At 49.8% G+C, this 25839-nt stretch carries 19 protein-coding genes; 16 read left to right on the forward strand and 3 right to left on the reverse strand.

All coding sequences use genetic code 11. The features are described 5' to 3' along the window. Positions 1-3 precede the first annotated feature (3 nt). From AC0YNU_RS00060 to AC0YNU_RS00085, 6 genes are all read left to right on the forward strand, one after another. Positions 4-2466 (forward strand): discoidin domain-containing protein, encoded by a 2463-nt coding sequence (locus tag AC0YNU_RS00060; RefSeq protein WP_475752274.1) that lies wholly within the window; start codon positions 4-6, stop codon positions 2464-2466. A 618-nt stretch (positions 2467-3084) separates the two neighbouring features. Then, entirely contained in the window at positions 3085-5304 is a 2220-nt protein-coding gene (locus AC0YNU_RS00065; RefSeq protein WP_475752275.1) for a golvesin C-terminal-like domain-containing protein, read from the forward strand. 368 nt (positions 5305-5672) lie between these two features. Further along, positions 5673-6221, forward strand: coding sequence for a class I SAM-dependent methyltransferase (locus AC0YNU_RS00070; protein WP_475752276.1), 549 nt, complete (start codon positions 5673-5675; stop codon positions 6219-6221). Between the two features lie 270 nt (positions 6222-6491). Next, the gene (locus AC0YNU_RS00075; protein ID WP_475752277.1) at positions 6492-6695 is read left to right on the forward strand and encodes a hypothetical protein; all 204 of its coding nucleotides are present in this window, start codon (positions 6492-6494) and stop codon (positions 6693-6695) included. A gap of 90 nt (positions 6696-6785) precedes the next feature. After that, positions 6786-7301, forward strand: coding sequence for a hypothetical protein (locus tag AC0YNU_RS00080; protein WP_475752278.1), 516 nt, complete (start codon positions 6786-6788; stop codon positions 7299-7301). A gap of 466 nt (positions 7302-7767) precedes the next feature. Further along, the gene (locus AC0YNU_RS00085; RefSeq protein WP_475752279.1) at positions 7768-9561 is read left to right on the forward strand and encodes an alanine--tRNA ligase; all 1794 of its coding nucleotides are present in this window, start codon (positions 7768-7770) and stop codon (positions 9559-9561) included. Positions 9562-9979: 418 nt separating this feature from the next. Here AC0YNU_RS00085 and AC0YNU_RS00090 read toward each other — a convergent pair whose 3' ends face one another. From AC0YNU_RS00090 to AC0YNU_RS00100, 3 genes are all read right to left on the reverse strand, one after another. Continuing rightward, complete coding sequence (locus AC0YNU_RS00090) at positions 9980-11158, reverse strand: hypothetical protein (RefSeq protein ID WP_475752280.1); 1179 nt, start codon at positions 11156-11158, stop codon at positions 9980-9982. A 61-nt stretch (positions 11159-11219) separates the two neighbouring features. Next, complete coding sequence (locus tag AC0YNU_RS00095; RefSeq protein WP_475752281.1) at positions 11220-12050, reverse strand: carbohydrate ABC transporter permease; 831 nt, start codon at positions 12048-12050, stop codon at positions 11220-11222. Next, a complete protein-coding gene (locus tag AC0YNU_RS00100) occupies positions 12047-13027 on the reverse strand; it encodes a carbohydrate ABC transporter permease (protein WP_475752282.1) in 981 nt (326 codons plus the stop codon). Before AC0YNU_RS00100 ends, AC0YNU_RS00095 begins: the two co-directional genes overlap by 4 nt. Positions 13028-13277: 250 nt before the next feature. On the opposite strand from AC0YNU_RS00100, the gene AC0YNU_RS00105 reads away from it, so the two are divergent. From AC0YNU_RS00105 to AC0YNU_RS00150, 10 genes are all read left to right on the forward strand, one after another. Continuing rightward, positions 13278-14318, forward strand: a complete 1041-nt coding sequence (locus AC0YNU_RS00105) for a LacI family DNA-binding transcriptional regulator (protein WP_475752283.1) — start codon at positions 13278-13280, stop codon at positions 14316-14318. 167 nt (positions 14319-14485) lie between these two features. Beyond that, on the forward strand, positions 14486-15361 hold the full coding sequence (locus AC0YNU_RS00110) for a sugar phosphate isomerase/epimerase family protein (protein WP_475752284.1): 876 nt from the start codon (positions 14486-14488) through the stop codon (positions 15359-15361). Between the two features lie 60 nt (positions 15362-15421). Beyond that, positions 15422-16858 carry an ABC transporter substrate-binding protein gene (locus AC0YNU_RS00115; RefSeq protein ID WP_475752285.1) on the forward strand — a complete coding sequence of 479 codons (1437 nt, stop codon included), beginning with the start codon at positions 15422-15424 and terminating at the stop codon, positions 16856-16858. A 70-nt stretch (positions 16859-16928) separates the two neighbouring features. Then, entirely contained in the window at positions 16929-18341 is a 1413-nt protein-coding gene (locus tag AC0YNU_RS00120; RefSeq protein WP_475752286.1) for an MBL fold metallo-hydrolase, read from the forward strand. A 25-nt stretch (positions 18342-18366) separates the two neighbouring features. Beyond that, positions 18367-18948, forward strand: a complete 582-nt coding sequence (locus AC0YNU_RS00125) for a histidine phosphatase family protein (protein ID WP_475752287.1) — start codon at positions 18367-18369, stop codon at positions 18946-18948. A 63-nt stretch (positions 18949-19011) separates the two neighbouring features. Beyond that, complete coding sequence (locus AC0YNU_RS00130; protein WP_475752288.1) at positions 19012-20247, forward strand: MBL fold metallo-hydrolase; 1236 nt, start codon at positions 19012-19014, stop codon at positions 20245-20247. Positions 20248-20664: 417 nt separating this feature from the next. Beyond that, on the forward strand, positions 20665-21645 hold the full coding sequence (locus AC0YNU_RS00135) for a tRNA dihydrouridine synthase (RefSeq protein WP_475753894.1): 981 nt from the start codon (positions 20665-20667) through the stop codon (positions 21643-21645). Positions 21646-21820: 175 nt separating this feature from the next. Beyond that, entirely contained in the window at positions 21821-22231 is a 411-nt protein-coding gene (locus AC0YNU_RS00140; protein WP_475752289.1) for a DUF2332 family protein, read from the forward strand. Further along, positions 22197-23936, forward strand: coding sequence for an ABC transporter ATP-binding protein (locus AC0YNU_RS00145; RefSeq protein WP_475752290.1), 1740 nt, complete (start codon positions 22197-22199; stop codon positions 23934-23936). The genes AC0YNU_RS00140 and AC0YNU_RS00145 overlap by 35 nt, the downstream gene beginning before the upstream one ends. Further along, positions 23917-25752 (forward strand): ABC transporter ATP-binding protein, encoded by a 1836-nt coding sequence (locus tag AC0YNU_RS00150; protein WP_475752291.1) that lies wholly within the window; start codon positions 23917-23919, stop codon positions 25750-25752. Before AC0YNU_RS00145 ends, AC0YNU_RS00150 begins: the two co-directional genes overlap by 20 nt. The last annotated feature ends 87 nt before the right edge of the window (positions 25753-25839 follow it).

The raw sequence follows: 25839 nt of genomic DNA on the forward strand, positions 1-25839 counted from the left end.
CGGATGAAGAACGGAGTAATGATGTATGCAAGAATTGTGTTGGCGTTCCTAATGGCAATGACCGCCTTGGCGGCATTCATTCCATTCGGTCAGGCTCGAGGTGAAGGAACGATACTCAAAACGGGCAATTATGTCTATAGTGTTTCTCCGGATGGAGGCAATTCACCGGATCTGCTATCGACCGGTCTGATGGAGGCGGCGAAAGGCGTATTGTATGACGGCACAACCGCCTATGCAGGCTGGATGGGGAAAGCGAAATCGCCGATGACGGTGCATGTGGTGATCGACTTGCTAAGGGACTATCCCCTTGATCAATTGCGTGTGGTGATGAACTCACCGAACAAATACTGGGGCTTCAAAGATATAACCGTCAAATACCGTCCGGAAGCGGCGACGGGTTATTACATCGCAACCAGGCATATCAGACTAGGCACCGAGCTGAACTATACGGTCACCGTGCCGATGGCGGGCGTGACGGCCAGGTTCATTGTGCTGGACATCACGCGTACGCAAGCCTTTCAGCATATCCCTCTGACGGAAGTTGAAATTACGCAAGGCAGCGGCACGCCGGGGGAAAATCCGAAGCCCTCGTTCACCGCGGAGCAGCTGAAGGCCGAGCTGAACAAGGACGCCTTGCTGGCGGACCGTTACGGCCAATGGATGAACGACGCTTGGCCGGGAAAAATCACCTCCGACGCCCAGCTGCGTCAGAACTATACGGACGAAGCCGCCGCCTTGGATAACGTCGCTTTTAATCCGGCAATCTACGATCCTTACGGCGGCATCAAGCGTATTGGGAAATACGAGAGTACCGGCTATTTCAGGCTGCAGCAGGTCAACGGCAAATGGTGGTTCATTACGCCGGACGGGTATCCTTTCTTATTGAAAGGGGTGGATGCCGCAAGTTTATGGGAGGCCGGCTACAAGACGCCGACGCAGAAGCCGGACGGCACGCCAAGGCAAATTTTCGAGCAGCTGCCCGACCGGACGCTCTACGCGCCGGCTTATACCAAGGACGAGAACGGCGAGTACGTCAACTTCATTGTTTCGAATGTAATGAAGAAGTATGGCAGCGATTACGAGGCGAAATGGGGGGATATTACGCACAAACGCCTGATTCAGTGGGGGTTTAACGCGTTCAGCAAGTGGACCAAACCGAAGGGCATCGCTTTTCCGTACATTCAGGTGCTGCAGGACCCTGCTAACTTGCGAAGAATCCTATGGTCGTACGACGTGTTCGACCCTCAGACCTCGCCGATCATCGAGAGTACGCTAAAGGCGCAGCTGCAAAACGCGCGCACCAGCAAGTGGTTAATCGGCTACACCTACGATAACGAAGCCGGCTGGACAACCGATATCGTCAAAGAACTGCTGATGAACGGGGCGGATTCCCCTGCGAAGGGCGCTTTCGTGGATTATTTTGCCACGCGGCACGGCAGTCTCGCTAACGTCAATAAACTGCTCGGTACGAACGCCGCTTCGTTCAATGCGCTCAAGGACATCCCGATCGCGATCGCCAAGGTATCCGCTGCGGACGTATCCGGTTTTATTACCTTGGCATCCGAGACGTATTACGCCATGATCCGCGACATCCTGAAGCGGAATGACCCGAACCATTTGTTCCTCGGCTCCAATATCGTCCCCACTTGGCGAACGAGCTTGGATTGGGATCGGGGGGCTATGCCGTATGTCGATGCCTTCTCGGTAGACAGTTATACGAGGGATGGCAGCTGGATGGACGAATACGAAGCTTTCGGGAAGCCGCTGCTCAATCTCGAGCATTCGTTCGGCTCGTCCGACCGCGGTTTGTCCTATATCAGCGCTCCTACGAAGACGACCAGTACTGCGGAGAGGGGAGTCGCCTACCGGGCATTCGCGGAAAGCCAGGCACAGAATCCGCTGTTCGTCGGCTCGGGCTGGTATGCCTATTTCGATCAGGCCGTTACCGGACGCGTGGACGGAGAAAGCTACAATATCGGACTCGTCAATCAGCAGGATCAGCCATACACGGATATGGTCAGCATCATGAAGAATGCCCACGCGGGATTGGAAAACATCCATCTGTACGGCATTAACCTCGCCGCCGGCGCTGCAGTCGCGGCCAGCTCGACCCATGTCGCAACGCTTGCGCCCGCTAACGCGGTCGACGGCGACGGGGCGACGCGCTGGGGCTCGAACTATTCCGACAACGAGTGGATTTATGCCGATCTCGGCGCGGTCAAGACGGTGAACCGGGTTTATCTGAGCTGGGAGGCAGCCTATGCGAAAGCCTACAAGATCCAAGTGTCGAATGATGCCAAGACCTGGACGGATGCATTCGCAACCACTTCCGGGGACGGGGGGATCGACGATATCTCGTTCTCGGCCAAGAGCGCAAGATATGTACGGATGCTGGGTCTGAAGCGGGGTTCGGATTACGGGTACTCGTTATGGAGGTTTGAGGTATTTGCTCCGACTTCTGGTTAGCGGAACTGAAGTGAGCGGGAATATGGAAAGCCATTTTTCAAACTAAGCCGGAGCTGCGTTGCGTCATTACTTTAAGCACATAAAGTAATAGACTGGACCCAAAAACAGCAGCAGGCTTTGGACGAGAAACAACGTCCAAAGCCTGCTGCTGTTTTATTGAACAAGCGTTCCCTGTCAGGTGACAAGAACATGATCTTATTAAAGGCCGCGTAAATCGCGGCTTTTTTTATGGGATCAAGTGCAGTCCTAAGCCACAAGCCTTGGACGGCCTATTGTATCTTAGCGCCAGATTCGTCAACCATAACCGGGACATCCGCCGTTCATTTATTCGACGCATCCGGCATATATCGATAATGGAAGCGCATACCATAAGGTGCGGACGCTTCGGCTTTGGGTCTCGATAGGGGGAGGGATGCGGCAGTTCGGACGATCAGAACGGAACGATCCTGCGCAAAATATAAAGCGCTTACAACTGGAGGGGTATGCACATGAATAAAGGGTTGAAACGGATACTGCGCTTTTTTCGTTATCGTGCTCACCGTCTGCCTGTCGGCAAATAACGCGGACAGGGCCTGGGGAGGCGAGGAAAATTATATTACGCGATCTGGCGATAAACTCATGGACGGCGGCGCCGAGTATCGTTTCATCGGCACGAACGCTCCGTTCCTGGAACGGGCATGGGCCGATCCGGCCGAAATCGAGGATGAGATTCGGGCGGCGAGCCTATCGGGCATCGACGTCATCCGTCTGTACCCGTTCGAGGTGAGAATGGAGGGCGACCCGCCGGGCTTCTTCCGCCACGTCATGGGACCCGGCTTGTACAACGAAAGCGCCTTCAAGCTGTTCGACAAAATGCTTCAGCTGGCGAACGCGTACGGCGTCCGGCTGATCGTACCTTTTGTGGACAGCTACAACTATGTCGGCGGCACGCCAGATTGGGCGGCTTTCCGCGGCAAAAGCGCCGATGAATTCTGGACCGATCCGGTCATCCGGCAGGACTTCAAGGATTTCATCCGGTTCGTCGTGAACCGAGTCAACACGTATACGCAGGTGCCGTACAAGAACGATAAAGCCATTCTGGCGTGGCAGCTCGGCAACGAACTGCGGTCCACCGACGCCTGGACGAGCGAAATGGCCGCTTATATCAAAAGCCTGGATGCCAATCACCTAGTCGGCGACGGCGGATATGTACGCGCTCAAGGAATCAGGGCCAATGCGCTGAACGACCCTAATATTGATTTTATTGATCCGCATATCTATCTATACCACAATTATTCGGATCCCATCGCCAAGCTGAACGAATGGCGATCGACGACCCAGGGCAAGAAGCCGCTCTTCATTGGTGAATTCGGCGATTTCACGCCGGAGCTCAACGAGCGGCTGCTGCAAACCGTGCAAAGCAACGGCACGGCTGGCGCGATGGTCTGGGGCAGCATGCCCCATCATAAAATGGGCGGATGGCATTGGCCGCCGGTCGGCGACTGGTCGTACTTGCGCTATCCTGGCTACCCGAGCGGCAACTGGGCGAACGAAACGGCGATCTTCAATCAGCTGCGCCAGTATGCGTATGCCATCAAAGGCGTACCGGTCCCGGCATGGCCTGCGCCGACTGCGCCTATTCTGTTCCCGGCCGATTCCGTGCACGCGCTTTCCTGGTTAGGCGCCTCGACCTCCGCGGCGTATGACCTCGAACGCGCGGCTGCGCCGTCCGGCCCGTGGAGCGTCGTTGCCGCCGACGTGACGGACGACGTAACGGCGCCGGACGACTACAATGTTTCCGTGCCGATCGCGGACGATACGTCCGCGCCTGCGGGAACCGGCTACTACTACCGGGTGAAGGCGAAGAGCCCCGATGGCGGCTACTCCCCGTATTCCAACGTGATCGGGCCGATAAAGCCGCAGGAAACGATCGTCGCCGACAACGGCGGCAGCGGTTATGCGGAGACGGGAACATGGGGGGACAGTACGCTGTCCGGCAGCTACGGCGGCGGCTCCCGATACAGCAATTCGGCGGGCAGCACGGCGACGTGGACGCTGGAGGTTGGCGAACCCGGCTATTACAACGTTTATGTGCGTTATCCGTATCATCAAACGTCGTCGAAGAGCGTCGCGTACGCGGTGCGGCACAACGGCGAGAACGACACGATCCCCGCCGTCAACCAAACCACGATCACGGGGCAGTGGCGCTTGATCGACACCGTTTACTTCGCGGCGGGGGCCGACCAATACGTGAAGCTGACGGCCGGCACCGTCGCGGGTTCCGGCAACGTGACGCGGGCCGATGCGGTCATGCTCGAACCGGTCGCGTACGGCGATCGCTTCCAAGGGACCGGCATGGACGGCTGGACCGCCTCCGGCGGCGCCTGGTCCCCAGCGGTCGACGTCGCCAAGACGCTTATCTCGCAGACGCTCAAGCAGTCCGCGCCGGGAATCGCGGAAACGAGAGCGGGGGACGCCTATGCCGACGTCGCCGTGACGGCCTCCGTCAAAGCGTACGACCGTACAATCGCGGACTCCTCGTCGGGACTGATCGCGCGGGCGAGCGCCGATTTCTCCAGCTACTACACCTTGCGGATCAATTACGGGCAAAACAAAGTCCAGCTGTACAAGAAAATAAACGGCAGCTGGACGAAGCTCGGCGAGGCGGGGCTGCTAGCCAGCCCGGGATCTTGGTACCAGCTGCGCCTCGAGCTGCGCGGAGGCTCGATCAGCGGATACGTCAACGGCATCCGGAAGCTGGCCGTTGCCGACGCCGGCTTGACATCCGGCTACGCGGGCCTTCGCACGTTCGAGCAAACGGCCGTGTTCGACAACTTCGTCGTGACCGAGCTGTATTAATCGCCGGCGCGGGAAGGCCATGCGGACTTCGCACCCTTGGCCTTCCCGCCGGCGTCGAACGCGTAAGAAACCAAAGCCTCCAACTCCACGACGGTGGGATTGGAGGCTGTTTAGTTGGCATCCGGGATTCGGCGGTGCTTGTTTTATTGTCGGGTGACAAGAACATTGTGCGAATGAAGTCCGCAAAAAAGCTAGCTTTTTATTATCCGAGTTGTGACATGAACATGGAACGATTTCCAACGACGCCTTACAAGTGAGATTTATTAAGCTAACGGGCAGAACAGTTACAAATAAAGGAAACTAACTGTGCCTAGAGAATAACTACGTGGCTGTACTGTTCATGAACAAGACTGGAAGGTGGTATTTGCATGAAAGTGGTCATTGGAGCAGGGCGAACAAAGTTTGATGGCTGGCTCAGTACGCAGGAAGATGAGTTGAATTTACTATCCTTAGAAAGTTGGAACAAATTATCTGAACCTGAGAGTATTGATGCACTCTTAGCTGAACATGTGTGGGAACATTTAACCTATGAGGAAGGAATTTTAGCTGCTAAGTATTGTTATAAATTTTTAAAGCCCGGTGGTTACATTCGTTGTGCCGTTCCCGATAAAAACTTCCGTAACGATTGGTATCAACAGATGGTTCAAGTCGGCGGTCCTGGACCACTCGATCATCCTGCAGCAACGCATAAAATCGTCTATGATGCAAAAACCTTCGTAACTGTATTTGAATTGGCAGGGTTTGAAGTAATATTATTGGAGTATTGTGGCGAGAACGGAGATTTTCATTATACATACTGGAATGAAGGCGATGGTAGGATTGGTAGATCGTTTCGGTTTGATACGAGGAATTCTATTGAAGGTTTAGGGATGGTATCCATTATTCTAGATGCAAAGAAACCATTGATAATAAGATAATAACAATACTACTTATCTATCCATTTTGGGGCTAAGCTAACGGGAGACGATAGCTGAATGACGACCTTATATTTGACTACATTTCATTGCAAATTGTTTGGTGACAAGAACATTATCTCACTAGAGGCCGCGAAAATCGCGGCTTTTTTACTTATGGAATCAAGTTCTTGTCAAACCCAATGACACGGGCAGGTTAACGCAACGAATATCGTTCCATTCGCGTAAAATATCAGTAGGAAGACTTAGACCTACAAGAGGGGAAGCCGGGGAATGAAGAAGTATCAATTAGCTTTAGTCGGCGGTATCGTCCTGCTTATCGGGCAAGTTATTGTTTTGCTTCTGCCTTTACGTCCGCAGACGGGTCCTGTCGGGGAAGCCCATGGTTTAAACTGGCAAGGCTTTTTTCGAGGAATGTCAGTTGTTTTACCCCTCATCGTCATTGGGTTAGCCGGGCGGAAGAATGATAAACGATAATAGTACGCTCATGATTTGAAAACAAGAAACGGAGAAACGACATTGAAAAGAACGTTTTATTTTATTGTTGTTCTGATAGGCTGCGCGTCGATGATAATCTTGTATGGCCACAACCATGCGAAGAAAGACACCTACTCGCAAGTCGTAAATCGGCAAGGCTATACCTTAAAATTGACTCAAGATCCCGTTCCGGTTCAATTATCGCTCGAACCGGAGTTGTTGCATGAACAGGGAACGTGGAACGTCAAGCTGCTCGAGAAGTCGAATACGTCCTTTATCCTCAAACGAACGGAGATATCGAACGGGGGAATTACGTTTGATATCTCCATTCAGCCGGAGATGGAACGTTCTGAAGGAACATTCTTGTCCAACAAGGTGTTTGAGGAAAATGGCGGCTTTCATTATTACGCGCAAGCGCCGCTCTGGAAAATCTATGGCCAGGACGGGCGTCAGCTCTCCATGGACGTGATCGCGAACGGGCAGGGCGAGAGGCAGTTCTCGTTTACGCTGAGCAAGAAAGAAGTCGATGAAGTCGATGAAAGAGGCTCGCAGGGACTGATTGTCCAATACGATGGAATCGTCTTATATGAATACGCCCGAACCTAATACCTGCTCATGCGCTGCGCTAACGGAGAACCATAGCTCAATACAACACAATGGCAGCCGAAAAGTCTTTCGGATGCTGATTGTCGTTGAAGTAACGGGCAGATTACATTCATTACGGGTGGGTTTTCGAGTATTATACAAGGTGCCACTAAACACGATTGACATCTGAATTCCAACTGGTTACAATTTCAATAATTAGGAAAAAGTATACGTGAAATCAATGAATGAACAAAATATGCTGCATTTCGTTCAGAGAGGGATGTTTCGGTGTGAAATCCTACGAAATTTAGTATGTTGCCGGTTCAGGAGTGCGGTTAATACCCGCCGGTTTGACTCGTTATCGTCAACAGAGCTGATTGTATCGCTATATGCGAAGACAATAACTTGGGTGGTACCGCGATTAAATTCGTCCCAATCTTTGGGGCGTTTTTTTGTTGTCAAAAATAGAGAAAAAGGAGACATATCCATGAAATTGTATACATCTGAAGAGATTAGAGCGAAGTACATTCAGTTTTTTCAAGAAAAAGGTCATGCCGTCATTTCTAGCGCTTCCGTTATACCCGATAACGATCCCACCGTATTGTTTACGACAGCGGGCATGCACCCGCTGGTGCCCTATTTACTTGGAGAGAAGCATCCGTCTGGAACGAGGTTAACCAATGTTCAGAAGTGTATACGTACTGTGGATATAGATGAAGTCGGCGATGATACCCATTGCACCTTTTTTGAGATGATGGGCAACTGGTCACTTGGCGATTATTTCAAACATGAATCCATCACGTGGAGTTGGGAGTTCGTCACTTCGCCGAGCTGGCTCGATATACCCAAGCATAAAATTGCGGTTACCGTATTCGAAGGAGATGATGATGCTCCCCGCGATCAGGAGTCGTACGAGATATGGCGTGCATTAGGTCAATGTGAGGAAGAGATCTTCTTCTTGCCTAAAGCCGAGAATTGGTGGGGGCCAGCAGGTCAAACGGGTCCTTGCGGTCCCGACACGGAAATCTTCATTATCTCGGATAAAGAACGTTGCGGTCCAACATGTTCGCCAGCATGTGGATGTGGGCGCTATATTGAATTCTGGAATAATGTATTTATGAAATATAACCAAACGGCGGAGGGAAAGTTTGAACCGCTTGATCAAAAAAACGTCGATACGGGAATGGGCTTAGAGAGAGTGTTAGTCGCTTTGAATGGAGGAACAGTCTACGATAGCGACCTGTTTGCCGAGATATTCTCACGTATAGCAGAACTGTCGGCGGCAACATACGAAGATCAGCCCAAAGCGTATCGGGTTGTAGCGGATCATACCCGCACGGCCGTATTTATTCTCGGTGATAATTTCGGCATTACACCTTCCAACGTAGATCAAGGTTATGTGCTGCGCAGATTGATTCGCCGGGCTGTTCGATTCGCTATGCAATTGCGTATTCAAGAAGGCGGTCTAGCGCATATCGCTGGCGCTGTGATTGACAAGTACGAGCTAATATACCCCGAGCTGCAAAGCAATCGCGATAAAATTATTAGGGAACTCCAGGCGGAAGAAGCTCGTTTTCAAAAAACGCTCGCGCAGGGACTTCGTGAATTCGATAAGCTTTCGATTTCATTCGTAAATGGTCAACTGGACGGTGCAGCTGCATTCAAGCTTTATGATACGTATGGGTTTCCCATCGAATTGACCATGGAACTGGCAACAGAGCGTTCCATCGCCATCGACCTGGAAGGATATCTCGAGAACTTTCAGAAGCACAGAGAGTTATCGCAAGCCGGAGCAGCCCAAAAGTTTAAAGGAGGCTTAGCGGATCATTCCGCGCAGACGGCAAATCTGCATACGGCCACTCATCTTTTGCATGCTGCATTACGAAAGGTTCTGGGAGATGAGGTGGCGCAAAAGGGCAGCAACATAACGGCTGAGAGACTGCGTTTTGATTTTTCGTTCCATCGTAAAATGACTGATGAAGAGATCGCGGAAACGACGCGGCTGGTCAATGAAGCGATTGCCGAAGGCGTCGATATTACGTTCGAAGAGATGACGCTTGAAGATGCACGTAGAACAGGGGCTATTGGTCTATTCGAGAGCAAGTATGGCCAGATGGTAAAGGTATATTCGATGGGCAAATTCTCCAAAGAGATATGCGGCGGTCCTCACGCGGCGAATACGGCTGACCTTGGTACTTTTAAAATTGTTAAGGAAGAGAGCTCGTCGTCTAGCGTAAGGAGGATAAAGGCAGTACTTGAAAGCACTGTTGCATTAAGCTAAAGGGAAACGTTAGTTCATTCATCCAGTAGCTGTATATCACAACGGCAGCTGGGCAATCGTTAGGCAGCAGCAGCCTGTGCTTACAGGCTGCGACGTGACCGGAACGCTCCTTGCATTCATCAGTATTAGGGCGGCATGCTCGAGCTCGGACATCTTGAATAGGTTTACAAACGCCTGATATTTACTAACTATACGAGGACATCGCCGCGGAGGAGAAAGCGCGTGAGTGGAGATGATGAAGTCAGATTGGGGTGCGTAAAAGTATTTAACGTGTAACTATAAATTCAAATAACTCGACAGCAGCCGGTGACGGCTGCTGTTTTTTATTCAGCTATTCTGGCTAATAGCTTGTCAATATTTAATATTTAATGTAGTTGGTTTCGACTCGTTCGGGTTCAGGGAAGTACTGTTAAGCTAATCATTTTGGCTGTCTCTCTAACGCTTCGGTGCTCTTTCCGGAGAAATACGGGACTATTAAAGCGCAGACGAGCGCTAGCAGCATTAATGCTATAAACGTTCCCCCATGAATCTCTTTTACCGATAAGGCCAATATAAGCAATAGTATTTTGGAAGCATTCAAGAAGCATTCTCGCCATAAAAAAATATGAGCTTGTTGAATGACGGTTTGCTTCGTAATTATTCTGAATTGCCTCGAGTTCCAAACCGTCCCGAAATAAAACATACCGATGGTTGTTAAAATGTTTGAAATGATAAGCAGAGGTGCCTTAGGCAGCAACGGCAGAAGAATTCCAAACGATACAAAAATCATACCGATGGCGAGCCAAGTCCCTTCACGAACCTTCAAACGCTTATATAAGAACATAGCCCCCATGGCGAAGCAGGCATTCAATACATTCAGTATCGCGATAACCAATTTATCTTCTGATACGGTGAACGTAAACACTAACGAAAACAATACTTGAAACTGCAAAAATATTCCTGTTGCCATATAGGACGGAACCATCCAACGCAGCCTACTGCTGGAGAACACCAGCCGAAATTGAATGCCGCGGAATAGTCGCTCCGATTGACCGGCGAGGGTAATGGAAGGAATATAAAATGAAACGGTCAGCAAGAGCGCGACAAACAACATCAATAGTAGAAAGGAGCCAGAGTAACCAATCCACTTGATAATAAGCGCGAAAGCGATTGGATTAATGATCGAGACGAGCTGGTTAATGATATTGGCTATCGAGAAATATTGCTCGAAATCCTTTCCTTTCCCATACACGCTCAATGTAATGTTCTGCGTGACGGCATATAATCCCCACATGATACCGATTGGAATGGCGATAATCGTAATCCATAGAAGTCGGTTATCCAGTTCCAGTACCGATAGCAGGAGGAAAACGATTGCTCCGCAGCATGCATTGATTCGAATCAGTACGCGGGTCGTATAGTTGGTCAGCAATCTGTAACCGCCCGCAAACCCGAATGTCCAAACGATAAACATGATTAGATTGAACCAAACCACCTCGGAGATACTGTGGTTCTTTTCCCAAATAAATAAATTAACGAATATACCAATGTAGTTGAAAATAACTACTGACACAGCATTCATGAGCAGTAATCGTTTCATTTGACTGCTTATATGCATTTCTTTTAGCCGCCTTCTAGAAGTTTCCTTGCGTGCCGGACTTACCTCAACAATCGGGTATTCACCCCTTTACAGCCCCGTTGAATATGCCGCCCACCATATTCCGCTGAAACAAGATGAAAAACAAAATAGAAGGAATCATGATAACCGCTATCCCGGCAAATACAAGGGTATCGTTCGATCCCTCATGGGCGGTCAGCATCGTGATGCCTACTTGTACCGTGCGCATTTCCGTCTTGGTCGTAACGAGCAACGGCCATAAGTACGTGTTCCACACGCCGACAAACGATGACAAGCCAAGCGATGTTATAATGGGCAAGGAAACGGGGATGCAGATTCTGGAATAGAACCGGAAGTCGCCGCAGCCATCCAGAAACGCGGCTTCCCGCAACGTGTTGGACACCGTTTTGAAGTATTGGCGAAACATGAATACCTGAGTGGCGGATACGAAGAACACGATCATAATGCCAAGGTAGCTGTTTAACAGATGCAGCTTGCTGACCGTAATGAAGTTAGAGATCAGCAAGGCTTCCGACGGGGTCATCATCGTGCCAAGAATAAAGAAAAACAAGAAATTGCTTCCGGGAAACTTTAAAAAGGCAAAGGCGTAGGCAGCCAAGCTGGATAGGACGAGTCGTACTACTGTGACGACAAGCGCGATGACGAATGAATTCCACATGAAGCGCAAAATTTGGGTTTCGAACAAAACGGTGCGGAAATTGTCCCAATTGGCAAAGCTTTGCGGCAGGATCGAGGGCGGAAACATGCCGAACTCGCTTTCGGTTTTGAATCCGGCCATGATGGCGTAAAATATGGGAAATATGACAATTAAACCGAGCAGCAGTTTGAGGACAGCTGTCATGTACGGTTTTAAATTTCGATTGTACGTCATTCGTACACCACCCCTTTTTTCTCATACAGAAAGTTGATCAACAGGAAGATAAACGTGAGGATGAAGGCGCAAATGCTTGCCGTGCTTGCGAGTGAGTAATTCACGCTTCGGAACCCGGATGTGTAAATATAATAGATCAGCGTCGACGTAGCCCCAAGCGGACCGCCTTTCGTTAGGATCATAACCGGGGCGACCATTGTTAACCCGACAATGATTTGAATACATAAAACAAAGAATAAGGTAGGCGATATCAGAGGAAGTGTAATGCGGAACGTTTTCGTCCAATAGCTGGCTCCATCCATTTCGGCCGATTCCAATATTTCCTGCGGAACATTGCGCACCGAGGCCAGCATGAGCAGGAAGTCGAATCCCATATGGGTCCAGACCATCGGGATCACAAGGGAAGGGAGTGCCCACGTCTGGTCGTTCAGCCAATTGATAGCCGTTGTATTCTGAAACAAGCCAAGCAGGTCTAGCAAGTAATTCAAGAGCCCGGAGCGACTAAAAAATTGTTGGAAGATTAAACAAGTCACCGCCATGGAAACACCCATCGGAATGGAAAACAGCAGCTGACTGCTTCTGGCAAATAGACTCTTGGGAGCAGCGATTAATGCCAGCAGCAATGGACAGATAAGGGCAAGCGGAACATACATAGCCGTAAATTTCAACGTAACGAGCAGCGCGTTTACGAATTCCTGCCTGCCGAACAGGTTCATGTAATTATCCAATCCGACGAACCTGATTATTTTGCCTTGTGCATTGACACTGGATAAGCTGTAGATGAAGGTGCGCAGGAATGGAAAGTAGTCGAATACGAGGATAAACGGGATGATTGGCAGGACGAACAAATAGGCCTTCAACATATCTTTTCTGCGCTTGCTCTTGCTGGTTACCGTGTGAGGCAACGATGGTGAAGACACAAATTTGGCCATGAGACGAGAACCTCCGAACATATTTATTAGGCGTTCTATGGCCAACTAAAATTGGAGCGTTCCAAATTCAGTTGGCAACCTTCCAATTCATTACCAATTTTCCATTAAAACCAATTACAAACGATTAAATAAAGCAGCCCTGGCAACACAACGTATATTACCGTACACTAAAAAAAGTTGTCAATTGGATGGACGAGATTTAACATGGAGTTAATCATCAGCTAACAATTCGCATGAGAAGGCAGTATATATTGTAAATAGTTATGAATAGCTGGATATTGGATTGGAGGCTTTTATGGGTGTCACGATTATGGATATAGCCATGGAGGCTGGCGTGTCCAAAAGCACAGTTTCATTGGTCATTAACGGGAGCAACCTAGTCAAGCTGGAAACGAGATACAAGGTACTGCAAGCCATCCACAAACTGGGCTATGTACCTAATATGGTTGCGCGGGCGCTGACCACAAGCAAAAAAGGGACATTCGGGTTGATCTTTGTAACCTCCGGCGAGGAAAACTTGTCCTACGGATTCGATTCGATTCCCGAGACGCTGCTTTTCGATGTCAGCTACGGCATCAATGAAGGATTGAACAATACGGATTACACGCTGCTTACTGAACGTTTCTCCATGCATGACAAGCTGCCGAACATTGTCAAGAACAAGCGCGTAGACGGGGTATTTATCATTGGGGGCTTGTTCGACAGTCAATTTATCGAGAATCTCCGAAAGGAAGATATATACGTCGTCATTATCGGGCGTACCTATGAGGGAGTCGATTCCGTATCCGTCAATGCGTACCAGGTTGGTTATCTTGCCGCCAAGCATTTGCTGGAGAAGGGACACGACAATATTGCTTTTATAAATGGACCTCGGGATAATGTGAATTCCCTGGAAAAATTGGCGGGCTTTACGGCAGCCTTCAACGAGGACGGTCATTCGGAAGAGAAAAAAATGCATGTTATCCATGCTGCGTATACCGGCAAGGGCGGCTACGAAGCGATGAGCGAGTTGTGGGAGAAGGGCATCAGGCCCGATGCGGCTTTTGGCGGAAGCGATGGAATTACGATGGGAATTATTCGATATTTGTACTCGCAAGGCGTGCGAATACCTGAAGACGTTTCCGTTATGGGTTATGAAGAATCGATCATTACCGCGCATTCGCCATTGGCGTTGACCATCATCGACGGACATAAAAGGCAGCTGGGTGAAGTGGCATGCCTTGCGATGCTGAATCGTATGCATAACAAGAATGCCCAAGAAGTTTCTTTGAAGCTGGAACCCACCTTAATGGAGCGTAATTCAGTAAGGGATTTAAATATTCACCGCCAAATGTAACTTTTTGGCGGTGAAATTCATAATTTGTTTACTTGCAGTTAACCCAAATCGGTTTATTTAAAGCAAGCAGTAATGATAAGTTGAATAAGGGCGAACGGAAAAAATTTTTTTCCGGAGAATTTAAACCGTTCCAAAAATACAAAAAAGCTTAGATAGGAGGTCTGACCATGCGTTTGGCAACAATGACAAGCTTGTTCAGAGAAAGAATCGAAGAAGACGGACATATCGGATATGAGGAGTCTATCCAACGATGCAAGAATGCCGGTTTCTCCGTACTGGACCTCAATCTTTGCGCGATGATTCACAATAAAACCGAACTAAACGGTCCAGATTGGGAAGTTGCGCTTGACCGCATTAAAGAAGCAGCCGAGAAGGCCAACGTGGAATTTTGCCAGTCGCATCCGCCCTACATGCCTGGGAAACTTTACCCTGCCGGTTCGGAAGAGGAAGCATTCTTTAACGAGATTACCCGCCGTTCATTAATCGCAAGTAGCGTTCTGGGCGTGAAAGCCGCCGTCTTTCATCCCTTAACGGAAACGGGCTTGGATGAGCATAGCATGGAAGCCAACATCCGGCTGAACCGTCGATTTTATGATCCTGTTATGGAGCAAGCCGCGAAGTTGAATGTCAATTTGGCATTTGAAAACATGTTCGACGCGAATGGTCATCGGCGTTTCGGAACGACAGCCGAAGAGTTGATCGAATTGGCGGACTCCTACAACGATCCTCGAGTCGGGGTATGTTGGGATATCGGACACGCTAACCGAGTCTATTCAAGTCAGCTTCGCCCGATTCGTTTGTTAGGCAATCGGATTATCGCGTTGCATGTCGATGACAACCAGGGTCTGGCGGATGATCATTTACTTCCTTTCCTCGGGAATATCGACTGGAATTCCATTATGCCCCTATGGAGCGAAATTGGGTACAAGGGCGATTTCGTCTATGAAATTAAGATGAATAACGGCATGCCGGACCAATTAAAGGATGTTACAGCCGGCTACTCCTATCAGATCGGACAATATTTACTGTCGCTGGCGAACTGATCGAGAGAAATTTGATCGTTGTAGGCTAATCAGAAAACAAATAGGAGTGGAGTTCGAATCATGTATAACAAGTTGAAACTATCATTCATGTCAATTCTTTGCTTCTCCGTTATTACGGCATGCTCTTCAAACCAGGATCAAGAAGCTGCGCCGGCGCAGGAACAAGAATCTACGGCGGGGTCGGATGCGCTGTCCCAAGAAAGCTTGCTGCCGAGCGCTCCTGTTAAAGTTGTTTTTTGGCACTCTATGACGGGTGCGGCCGCGGAGAGTATCGACAGCACGGCCAAAGCCTACAATGAAACGATCGGCAAGGAGAAAGGCATCACGATCACTCCGGTTTTTCAAGGTACTTATGACGAAGCATCGACCAAGCTGGCCGCCGTTCTGCGATCGGGTTCGCAGGAAGAGCTACCGGATATTATGCAGCTCAGCTCCAAGGGGATTTTCGATGTGAAGGATTCAAAATATATCGTTCCTGTCCAGCGCTTTATCGATAAGGACCAGTCCGGCTTGAACCCAAGCGATTTGAACCCGAACGCATTGCAGTACGCCATGTACAATGACAAAATGCTCGGATTGCCGTTTTCGAATTCGTCCATCATGCTGTACTACAACAAGGACCAATTCCGCAGCGCGGGACTGGATCCGGAGAATCCGCCGAAAACACTGGAGGATCTGGCAAAAACGGTAGAGAAACTTACCGTGAAAAAGGGCGACAAAATCGAGCGCTACGGTATTAGCGCGCAGCTGCGTTTCTTCTTGCTCGGGACGTGGATTCCGATGCAGGGCGAGAATAAGTATATCTTCGATAATGAAGAAGGGCGGACCGGTACGCCTACCGCAATGACGATGACGAGCGACGGCACGTTGAAAACATTGTTGACCGAATGGCAGAAAGTGCTCGCAACCGGAGGAGTAGAATTTACGGATCCGGCGCCTACGAAAGGATTTCAATCCGGGCTGTATTCCATGATCCCGGCGTCGACGGCTTCCATGGGCGGAATGAAGAGGGATATTATCGACGCGGGTTTGTTTGACGTAGGGGTTGCTGAATTGCCGCGCGTCAACTCGGCGAGCACGAGCGGGACCGGTATCGGCGGCTCGGCCGTATATCTGTTTGACCGGACCAATAAAGACAGCTTACTGGGAGCATGGGATTACTTGAAATACCTGGCAACCCCTGAGGTGTCGGCGAAATGGTTCATGAACACGGGCTATTATCCGATGAATACCAAAGCGATGGAGCTGGATGAAACGAAGGCATTCCTGGAAAAAAATCCGCAGTTCAACATCGTCAAGAAGATCAGCGAGAATTCGAAAGATTACAAGAAATATTTGGAGCCTTGGATTCCATCCTTCACGGACGTGGATCACATCGTGCAGGATGAAATTATCCGGTTCAGCGAAGGGAGTCAAGATATAGACAAGACGATTGCGAATATCGACTCCAAATCCAAACAGATGCTTGACGACTGGATTCAAGCGAATCCGCAGTAGCAGGTTGAGCATGTCCGGATGTGGATGGATGCTTAAGACAACACAATCCTGAAAATGGGAGTCGAGCGCAATGCACAACGGGCAATTAACTTTTTTTGGCGGGGTAAGTGAATCGGGAGGCGTACAGGTTCTTTACGGGAAAGGCGAACAGGCTGTTTTCTTCGATTTCGGCGTCGAGCACAGCAGCCTGCTGTTCCCCAAACAGCTGACGCTGTACGAACCTGTAGGAGCAACGACCGGTCGCGAGCTGCGGCAGTTCTTGCTTGGCGGAATGACCGCCCCGCTGCTTGAGCTGTACGACCCGCGGCATATCAAGCAACTGGATATGGCGAAGGTACGCCGTTGTTGGGGCGACAGTGATTTTCCTCATTACGAGGGAATCAGTTTGTTTATCGGCCATATGCATACGGATCATATGGCCGTTCTTCCTTATGCCCATCCGGATATTGCCGTCTATATGAATCACGACGCTCATTCCCTGTACCGGGGAATGGTTGCGGGTGGCCATTCCCCGGATACTGCGGCACGTATTACGGTGTGCGACGATTTGAGCGATATCGATTTCGGCGAATTTACGATGCAGATCGTCGAGATGGACCATAATGCTACCGGGACGGCGGGTATTATTATAGACGGCGGCGACCACAAAATCGCTTATACGGGAGATTGGCGGAATCAAGGCAAACATCCGGAGCGGATCGATCGGTTCATCGAGCTTTGCCGCGATAAGCGGATCGACCTGTTAATTACGGAAGGAACGCGTCTTGCAGCGGACCCGTCTGCCGTGATGTCCAACCAAATGACGGAAGTCGAGCTGTTGTCCCGATATGCCGATATCGTGGATGAAGCGGAAGGACTCATTTACCTGCAAATGTCGCCGCGGGATCTGGAGCGAATGGCGGATATGATTGCCATTGCGGTTGAGAAAGGGCGAACAGTTGTCATGGAGGCTTCCCATGCCGTCATCTGGCATAGGGCAAATCGAGAGGGCCTGCGCATTCTGGAAGGACACCCCGCGCTTGGCATGGATATTCTAATCGTCGACGCGACAGTAACGGACAGGATGCAGGTGCCTTATAAGACGATTTCCTTGGAGAATATGGCCGAGCGGAAAAACCACTATGTCTACTTTTATAAATTTCCCGATCTTGCCCATATGATCGAACTTGAAACGCTTGGCGATTTGCAGGGACGTTCGCATTTCATTCAATCCGACTATAGCGTTAAACTCGATCATGCCGATGTGGCGAAATATTTGCAAGCCTTCGGCATTACCGGCCATTCATTGTGCAACGGCGGGCACGCGCATCCCGAAGCCATCGCCGATATGATCGAGCGCATAGCTCCTAAAGCGGTTATTACACTGCACAGCCGCCATCCAAGGTCGCAAAATACGAGGGGAATCCACGCGTATTTTCCGCAAAAGGGAGATACGGTGGAGGTGGCTTCGATTCTTGCTTCCGCCCTCAGCGCAAGGAAATAAAGTTATTTATGGGAGAGGAAAGACGATGACCACGATTACTTTCGTCAGGCACGGCATTACCGATCACAATATGGAGAGGAGAGCGCAGGGCCATACGCAAAATCCGCTGAACGAAACGGGGAGAGCGCAAGCGGCGTTAGTTGCCGAACGGCTCTCCGAAGAGCAGTGGGACGTCTTCATCTCAAGTGATTTAAGAAGAGCCCGAGAAACGGCGGAAATTATTTCTGCTGCAATCGGCAAGCCGGTTGACGTATTCGATGATCGGCTGCGTGAGATGGATAGAGGGAAAATCGCCGACACGATTGAAGAGGAACGGGTTGCGCGATGGGGAGAGAACTGGAATGAGCTCGATATGGGCCAGGAAACCCATGAGGCCATGCGTGCGCGCGGAATCGACTTCGTTCGGGATGCAGCTTCGCGGTATGCTGGCCGAAAGGTGCTTGTCGTCACGCACGGTTATTTCCTTGGACAAACCTTAAAGGAATTAATGAAGGACGAGTCGACTGGTAACGATATGCGCAATACGTCCGTCACTACGATTATCAGTAACGGAGAGAAGTCGGAATATGTGCTGTATGATTGTGTCAGGCACTTATCAGAGCATTAATATGGAGAAGCTAACATTCGGCTTAATCTATCGAGTTATTCTACTATAGAGGAGAGTATTCGTATGATAACAAAATTGCGGATGAAAATGGCTGTGGTTGTACTATTTTGTATGGGTTTGCTTATGTTAAATGCAACCACGTTTGCAGCTGCTCCTACTGAAGCTGGCGTTTACTTTATCAACCTTGGCGAAAAAGGAAATGCTACCCTGATAAAAACAATTAGCGGTACTACGGCAAGCTATGGGTTGGTTGACACGGGAACGAGCGGTGATTACGCCGCTTATGTACAGCCATACTTAACCTCGGTACTTGGATCGGCCAAATTGTCTTTTATAGCCTTCTCGCATATGCATGCGGATCATGCAGGCGGAGCCGAAGCCGCAATCGCTAGTTTTGCGGATGCAAACACGACACTCTACATAAAGGACGTAGCGGATGCCGCTTCGACTTATTCCGGTGAATCCAGCATTGGCACTAGAGCAAATGCGATTATAGCTGCAGCGAAAGCTAAAAGCATGGCAATCGGTAAAATAAAGCCTTATGAAGCCTTCGACAATGATGTTGGGTCCATATCGGAACTTAGAGGTTTATCCGCTGACAAATTCAAGGCGAAAATCGAGAGGTTCACTAAAAATGCACAAGGCAGTTACGTATCCGTTGGCCTATACGATACGATTACATTCGGCAAATTTACAATGACATGGTTCAACGGCAACAACTGGAATCACGAGTCTATCATCGAACAATTGTCAAATACATGGGATGAAAATTTGAATGCAGCCACATTGTTGTTAAAGTGCACGACGAGTACTGGCACAAATTTCAGAACCTACTTGGGCGCCGATGTAGGCGAGAACAGCAATCAAAATTATTCTTACGAGGTAGGAAAAAAAATACAAGAAGTCGTCGGGAATATCAGCGTTTATCAGGTTGCGCATCATGGTTTCTATTTTAGTCTGATGCCGGACTCTATCGCTAGCACCCTCAATCCGAAGTATGCGATTGTTACGAACAGCTATAATGACATCGTAAATTCTTATTATGAAAACAAAAACATAACGAACCCGACTTCTTCCGATTTGACGGACGCTACCAGCACGCTGAAGGAAACCTTGCATAGTACGGCTCTGCAGAAAATGTACTTTTTGAGTGGAAAAGGCGGCGGAACTGATAATAGGATCATTGATGACTTGAAAGCAAATAATTATGCACTGCTTAACTGGACCGGATCAACCATTAAATCTGGACATGTACATGTTGAATTTGGCGGTACGGACCTCACAATCACACAACCGTAGAATCTCCGGAGTTGTCGCTAAACTTAAAGAGCAGGATATATTTCATTAAAAGTCGCGAAAATCGCGGCTTTTTTTATTTATGGGATCAAGTTTTTGTCAAAACTAGATGACAAGAACTTGATCCGATTACCGAAATTGACAAGAACTTGATGTCATTGCCGACGAAAAGGCTGGGAAGTGTCCAGTTTATATTCGGAGACCTCCCAATTACAAAAATATGGTGTAATTACGAAACATTGTTGACGGTACGAAGGGGACATACCCATCATGACGTATTCAGTTTATAATAAAGTCATATATGTTATGGAATGTCGGTTGTTAACCTGTGATGGTGGTTGAACGAGGTTCCACATACAGCAAGTATTTTACTATTCTAAGGACAACGATTGTTCTGGTAGGTATAGAGGAGCTTTAATGATGAAAGAAAACTTTTGGCGCGATTTACCACGACCTTTTTTTGTACTGGCACCCATGGAAGATGTAACAGATGTTGTGTTCCGCCATGTGGTAAGTGAGGCAGGCAGACCGGATGTGTATTTTACGGAGTTTGCGAATACGGAGAGTTATTGTCACCCAGAGGGGAACAAAAGTGTACGTGGGCGCTTGACTTTTACCCCAGATGAACAGCCCATTGTAGCACATATCTGGGGAGACAAGCCGGAATTTTTCCGCGAAATGAGCATCGGCATGGCGAAAGAAGGATTCAAAGGCATTGATATTAATATGGGTTGTCCAGTGGCGAATGTAGCAGAGAATGGAAAGGGCAGCGGCCTGATCTGCCGTCCTGAAATCGCAGCGGATATCATCCAAGCCGCCAAAGCCGGGGGACTGCCTGTCAGTGTTAAAACAAGGCTCGGTTTTAGTGACCTGGACGAATGGCGTGACTGGTTAACCCATATTTTGAAACAAGACATTGTTAATCTGTCCATTCATCTTCGGACAAGAGAGGAAATGAGCAAAGTAAAAGCGCATTGGGAACTGATTCCGGAGATTAAGAAGCTTCGCGATGAGGTGGCGCCAGATACTCTTCTGACCATTAACGGGGATATCCCTGACCGTCAGACCGGCCAGCAGCTTGCTGAGCAATACGGTGTCGACGGTATTATGATTGGACGCGGTATTTTTCAAAATCCATATGCATTTGAGAAAGAGCCGAAGGAGCACAGCAGTGCGGAATTGCTTGATCTGCTGCGGCTCCATCTGGATCTGCATGATCAATACTCGGCAGAGGAACCGCGTTCGTTTAGTGCGCTTACCCGTTTCTTCAAAATCTATGTCCGCGGGTTTCGAGGGGCAAGTGAACTCAGAACCAGCTTGATGAACGCCAAATCAAAAAGTGAAGTGCATGTATTGTTGAATAAATTTGCAAGCAAGGAGCATGATGGGGCGTATTCATAATTTATTCCGAACGATAGCTCAGAAAACACGATGGCAGCGGACTTGATGGTCAGCTGCCGTTTTCATTAAAGTAACGGGGATACTTCCAATGTTACCTATTATTTTAAAGTTGTTCTGTGATAAATGAACGTTATCAAGAGGATAAAATAATTAAAGCGTTGCTTATCGAAAATCCATGGTAATATACCACTATCTGGAAAAGGTGGTGGCTGTGTTGGATATCAATGTGCTATCCGAACGTTTTAGGATTTTTGCAGAAAGGGAGTGTAAAGACTCCAGTAGTCTTTATGAACATCTTGCAGGGAACATTGCATATGACTTAGACTTGCTTAAACTGGCTGCACATTCCAAACCTGGACAGCCTGTACCTAATCTCTTACTTGGGGCTGTTCATTATTTGCTATTAAGTGGGATAGAACATGAGTTGGCCGCGTATTATGCCAGCCTAATCCATAAGGCAACAATTCTTCATGCTAGCTGTAAGCGAAGGAATGACGCTGGAAAACGCTCGCAAAGGGAAAAAGTTCATAACTTGGCGGAGGAACATAGGCATGGCCAACATTTTGCGTTTTTTAGGAAAATATAGGATTGCAGCCGGCATGGCTGTCGTTATGATGCTGGTTGAGCTGGCAGTGGAGCTGATTCAGCCTTATCTGATTTCGGTCATTATTGATGAAGGTATTTCGCAAAAAGATACTTCAGTGGTGCTGCTGTGGGGCGGAATATTGGTAGGGGGCTCAGTTGCCGCCTTCATCGCTGGTATTCTGAGCTCTTTTTTTGCCTCGCATGCCAGTCAGGGGTTTGCGTTCGATGTACGGGAGGCCCTTTACGCCAAGGTGCAGGGATTCGCTTATCCGGTTTTTAATCGCTTTGCCACTTCATCCCTCATCACTCGGTTAACGAATGATGTGACGCAGCTTCAGGATACGGTATTCATGGGACTGCGGTTCATGCTGCGCATGCCGCTTGTTGTCATCGGGAGCATCATTATGGCGCTTGTCGTACACGTGCAATTGGGATTCCTGCTTACCCTGACCGTTCCCGCACTGCTCGTATTCGTCATTTGGATCATGAAGAGAGCGTCCGTTTTATTCAAAAGAGTTCAAATGAGTCTGGATACGCTGAACCGCGTGATGCAGGAGAATCTGACCGGCATGCAGCTGATCCGTGTGTTTGTCCGGCGCAAGGAAGAAGCGGGCCGTTTTGCACGTCTGAGCCGGGAATTAATGGGGAGCACGGTTTCCGCTTTGCGTCTGACGGAGATTACGATGCCTTTTATTCTGCTGATCATGAATGCAGGAATTATCGCGGTGCTATGGTTTGGGCATAAGCAAATAAGCATGGGGACCGCAACTGCGGGCGAGGTGGTGGCGGTTGTGAATTATTCGCTCCGAACGGCGGGCGCCCTGTCGGCCTTTTCCATGATTGTGGCGGCCTTCTCCAGAGCCCGTGCGTCTGCCCAGCGGGTTGATGAAGCGCTCAGCACGGACAGCGAAGCGCCGGTCAGGTACGGTCGCAATACCGAAGGACTGTGTGAAGGGGGCATAGAATTCGAAAATGTTTCCTTCCACTACCCGCACTCAGAAGCTCGCGTGCTGATCGATATTTGCTTCAAGGTCCATCCGGGTGAAACCGTAGCAATCCTGGGGGCTACTGGCTCGGGCAAATCCTCGCTGATGCAGCTTGTTCTGCGCCTTTATGAGGAAACCGCCGGGACCATCCGCATCGACGGACGGGATGCCCGCGAGCTGGATATGGAATATTTGCACCGCTCCATCGGCTATGTATCCCAGGAGGTGCTGCTGTTCTCGGGCACTATACGCGATAATATCGCTTGGGGCCTGGAGGATGCCAGTATGGAGCAGGTGATGGAAGCGGCCAGGTTGGCGCAAATTCACGAGACGATCGAGAAGCTGCCAGATCAGTACGATACCCTTCTTGGACAGAGGGGCATCAATCTCTCCGGGGGGCAAAAGCAAAGGCTGTCCATCGCCCGCGCCTTGATCCGCAAGCCGGCTATTCTGTTGCTGGATGATAGCACCAGCGCTCTTGATGTACAAACGGAAGCGGCATTGTTGCAGGCGCTCAAGAGTATGTCCTGCACAACGCTCTTGATTACGCAGAAGATCAGTTCCACGATTGGGGCGGATTTGATTCTGCTGCTGGACGAGGGCAGTCTCATTGCACAGGGAAGCCACGGGCAGCTGTTGGCCAGCGACTACTTGTACCGGCGTATTTATGAATCCCAATTCGGGAAGGAGGGGGTAGCGCATGTGGGAAGCTTTAAGTGAACCCTTCCGGTATCCCGGGCCGCGGGTGAAAGATACCGTTCAAGGCGCTTCTCCAGCGGACAAGCGGGCCAAAGCCAAGGCCAAGGATTGGCAGGGAACGCTCAGACGGATATGGCATTATCTGTCCCACCGGAGAGGCAGGCTGTCACTAGTCATGCTGCTCGTTATTGTAAGCTGCGGGCTCACGCTGCTCGGTCCGTATCTGATCGGAATAGCAATTGACGATTATCTGGAAGGACCGGGCGGCAGGCCATGGCTGCTGTTTCTGCTCGGATTGACCTGTGTCTATGTGCTTCAGTCCATTGTAGGCTGGCTGCAAAATATCTGGATGATCAAGATCGCTCAGGAAACCGTGCTGAGGATGCGTACCGATCTCTTCGCGCAGCTGCACCGCCTACCGATCCCGTTCTTCGGGAGAAGCCGGCAGGGCGATCTCATGAGCCGCATGACCAACGATATCGACAGCGTGAGCTCTACGCTCAACAGCTCGGCGATCCAGCTGTTATCCAGCGTGCTGATGCTGGCGGGCACGGTCGTTGTCATGCTGCTGCTAAGTCCGCTGCTAACGCTGCTCACCTTTGTGGTGGTTCCGCTGATGGCGCTCGGCATGCGGTGGATTACGCGGCGGACAGGCGTGCTTTTCAGGGAGCGGCAGCGAAATTTGGGAGAATTGAATGGATTTGTGGAAGAAACGCTGTCCGGTCAGCGGATTATCAAAGCGTTCTCCCAGGAAGAGCGGGTTATCCAAGAGTTTCATGAACGAAATGTGCGCATCAAGCATTCGGGATTCTGGGCGCAGACCATATCGGGCTTCATTCCCAAGCTGATGAACGGTCTCAACAATCTGAGCTTTGCGATTATTGCCTGCGTCGGCGGAATATTGGCCATCCGGGGGGCGATAACCGTTGGGGTTATTATCGTTTTTGTCGAGTATGCCCGGCAGTTTACAAGGCCTCTTAATGATTTGGCGAACCAGTGGAATACGCTCTTGTCTGCTATTGCCGGTGCAGAGCGGGTGTTCGAAGTATTGGATGAACAGGAAGAAGACGTGGATGAGCGTGCGGCGCTTATGCTTGATACTGTACAAGGTGCGGTCGTCTTCCATAAGGTGTCCTTCGCTTACGAGGAGGGAAGAAATACGCTTAAGGAGATCAGTTTTGAGGCGAAGCCTGGTGAAACGATAGCGATCATCGGTCCTACCGGAGCCGGCAAGACGTCGCTTATTCAACTGCTCTCCCGTTTCTATGATACGAATGAGGGGACGATCACGCTTGACGGGCGGGATATCCGGACGATTCGGCGGGAAAGCCTCCGCTCCCATATGGCATTTGTGCTGCAGGATTCCTTTCTGTTTGAAGGAACGATCCGCGACAATATACGGTATGGCAAGCTTGATGCCACCGACAGCCAGGTGGAAGAAGCCGCTAGGCTCGCCAATGCCCATTCATTCATTATGCGCCTGTCCGGCGGATATGACCGGGTGCTGATTGCCGATGGCAGCGGTATCAGTCAGGGACAGCGGCAGCTCATTGCCATCGCGCGTGCCATTCTGAAGGATCCGGCCATTCTCGTGCTGGACGAGGCAACGAGCAGCATCGACACCGTTTCCGAGATCAAAATCCAGGAGGGCTTGAAGCGGTTGATGGAGGGGCGAACGAGCTTCGTCATTGCCCACAGGCTGAACACGATCCGCGAGGCTGACCGCATTCTGGTGCTTAAGGAAGGATGTCTGGTGGAGCAGGGGCCTCATGAAGAGCTGTTAGGCAAGCAGGGACTATATAGTGATCTGTATCATGGTCAGTTAGAGCATCGGTAACCGTCAAACCGCAGTACGGCAGCTCGGCGTACAGCCACTCCGCGGATTAATCTTGTGCATTGAAGTAACTGACGATAGGAATCTAGT

This window comes from Paenibacillus sp. J31P316 (assembly GCF_056269105.1).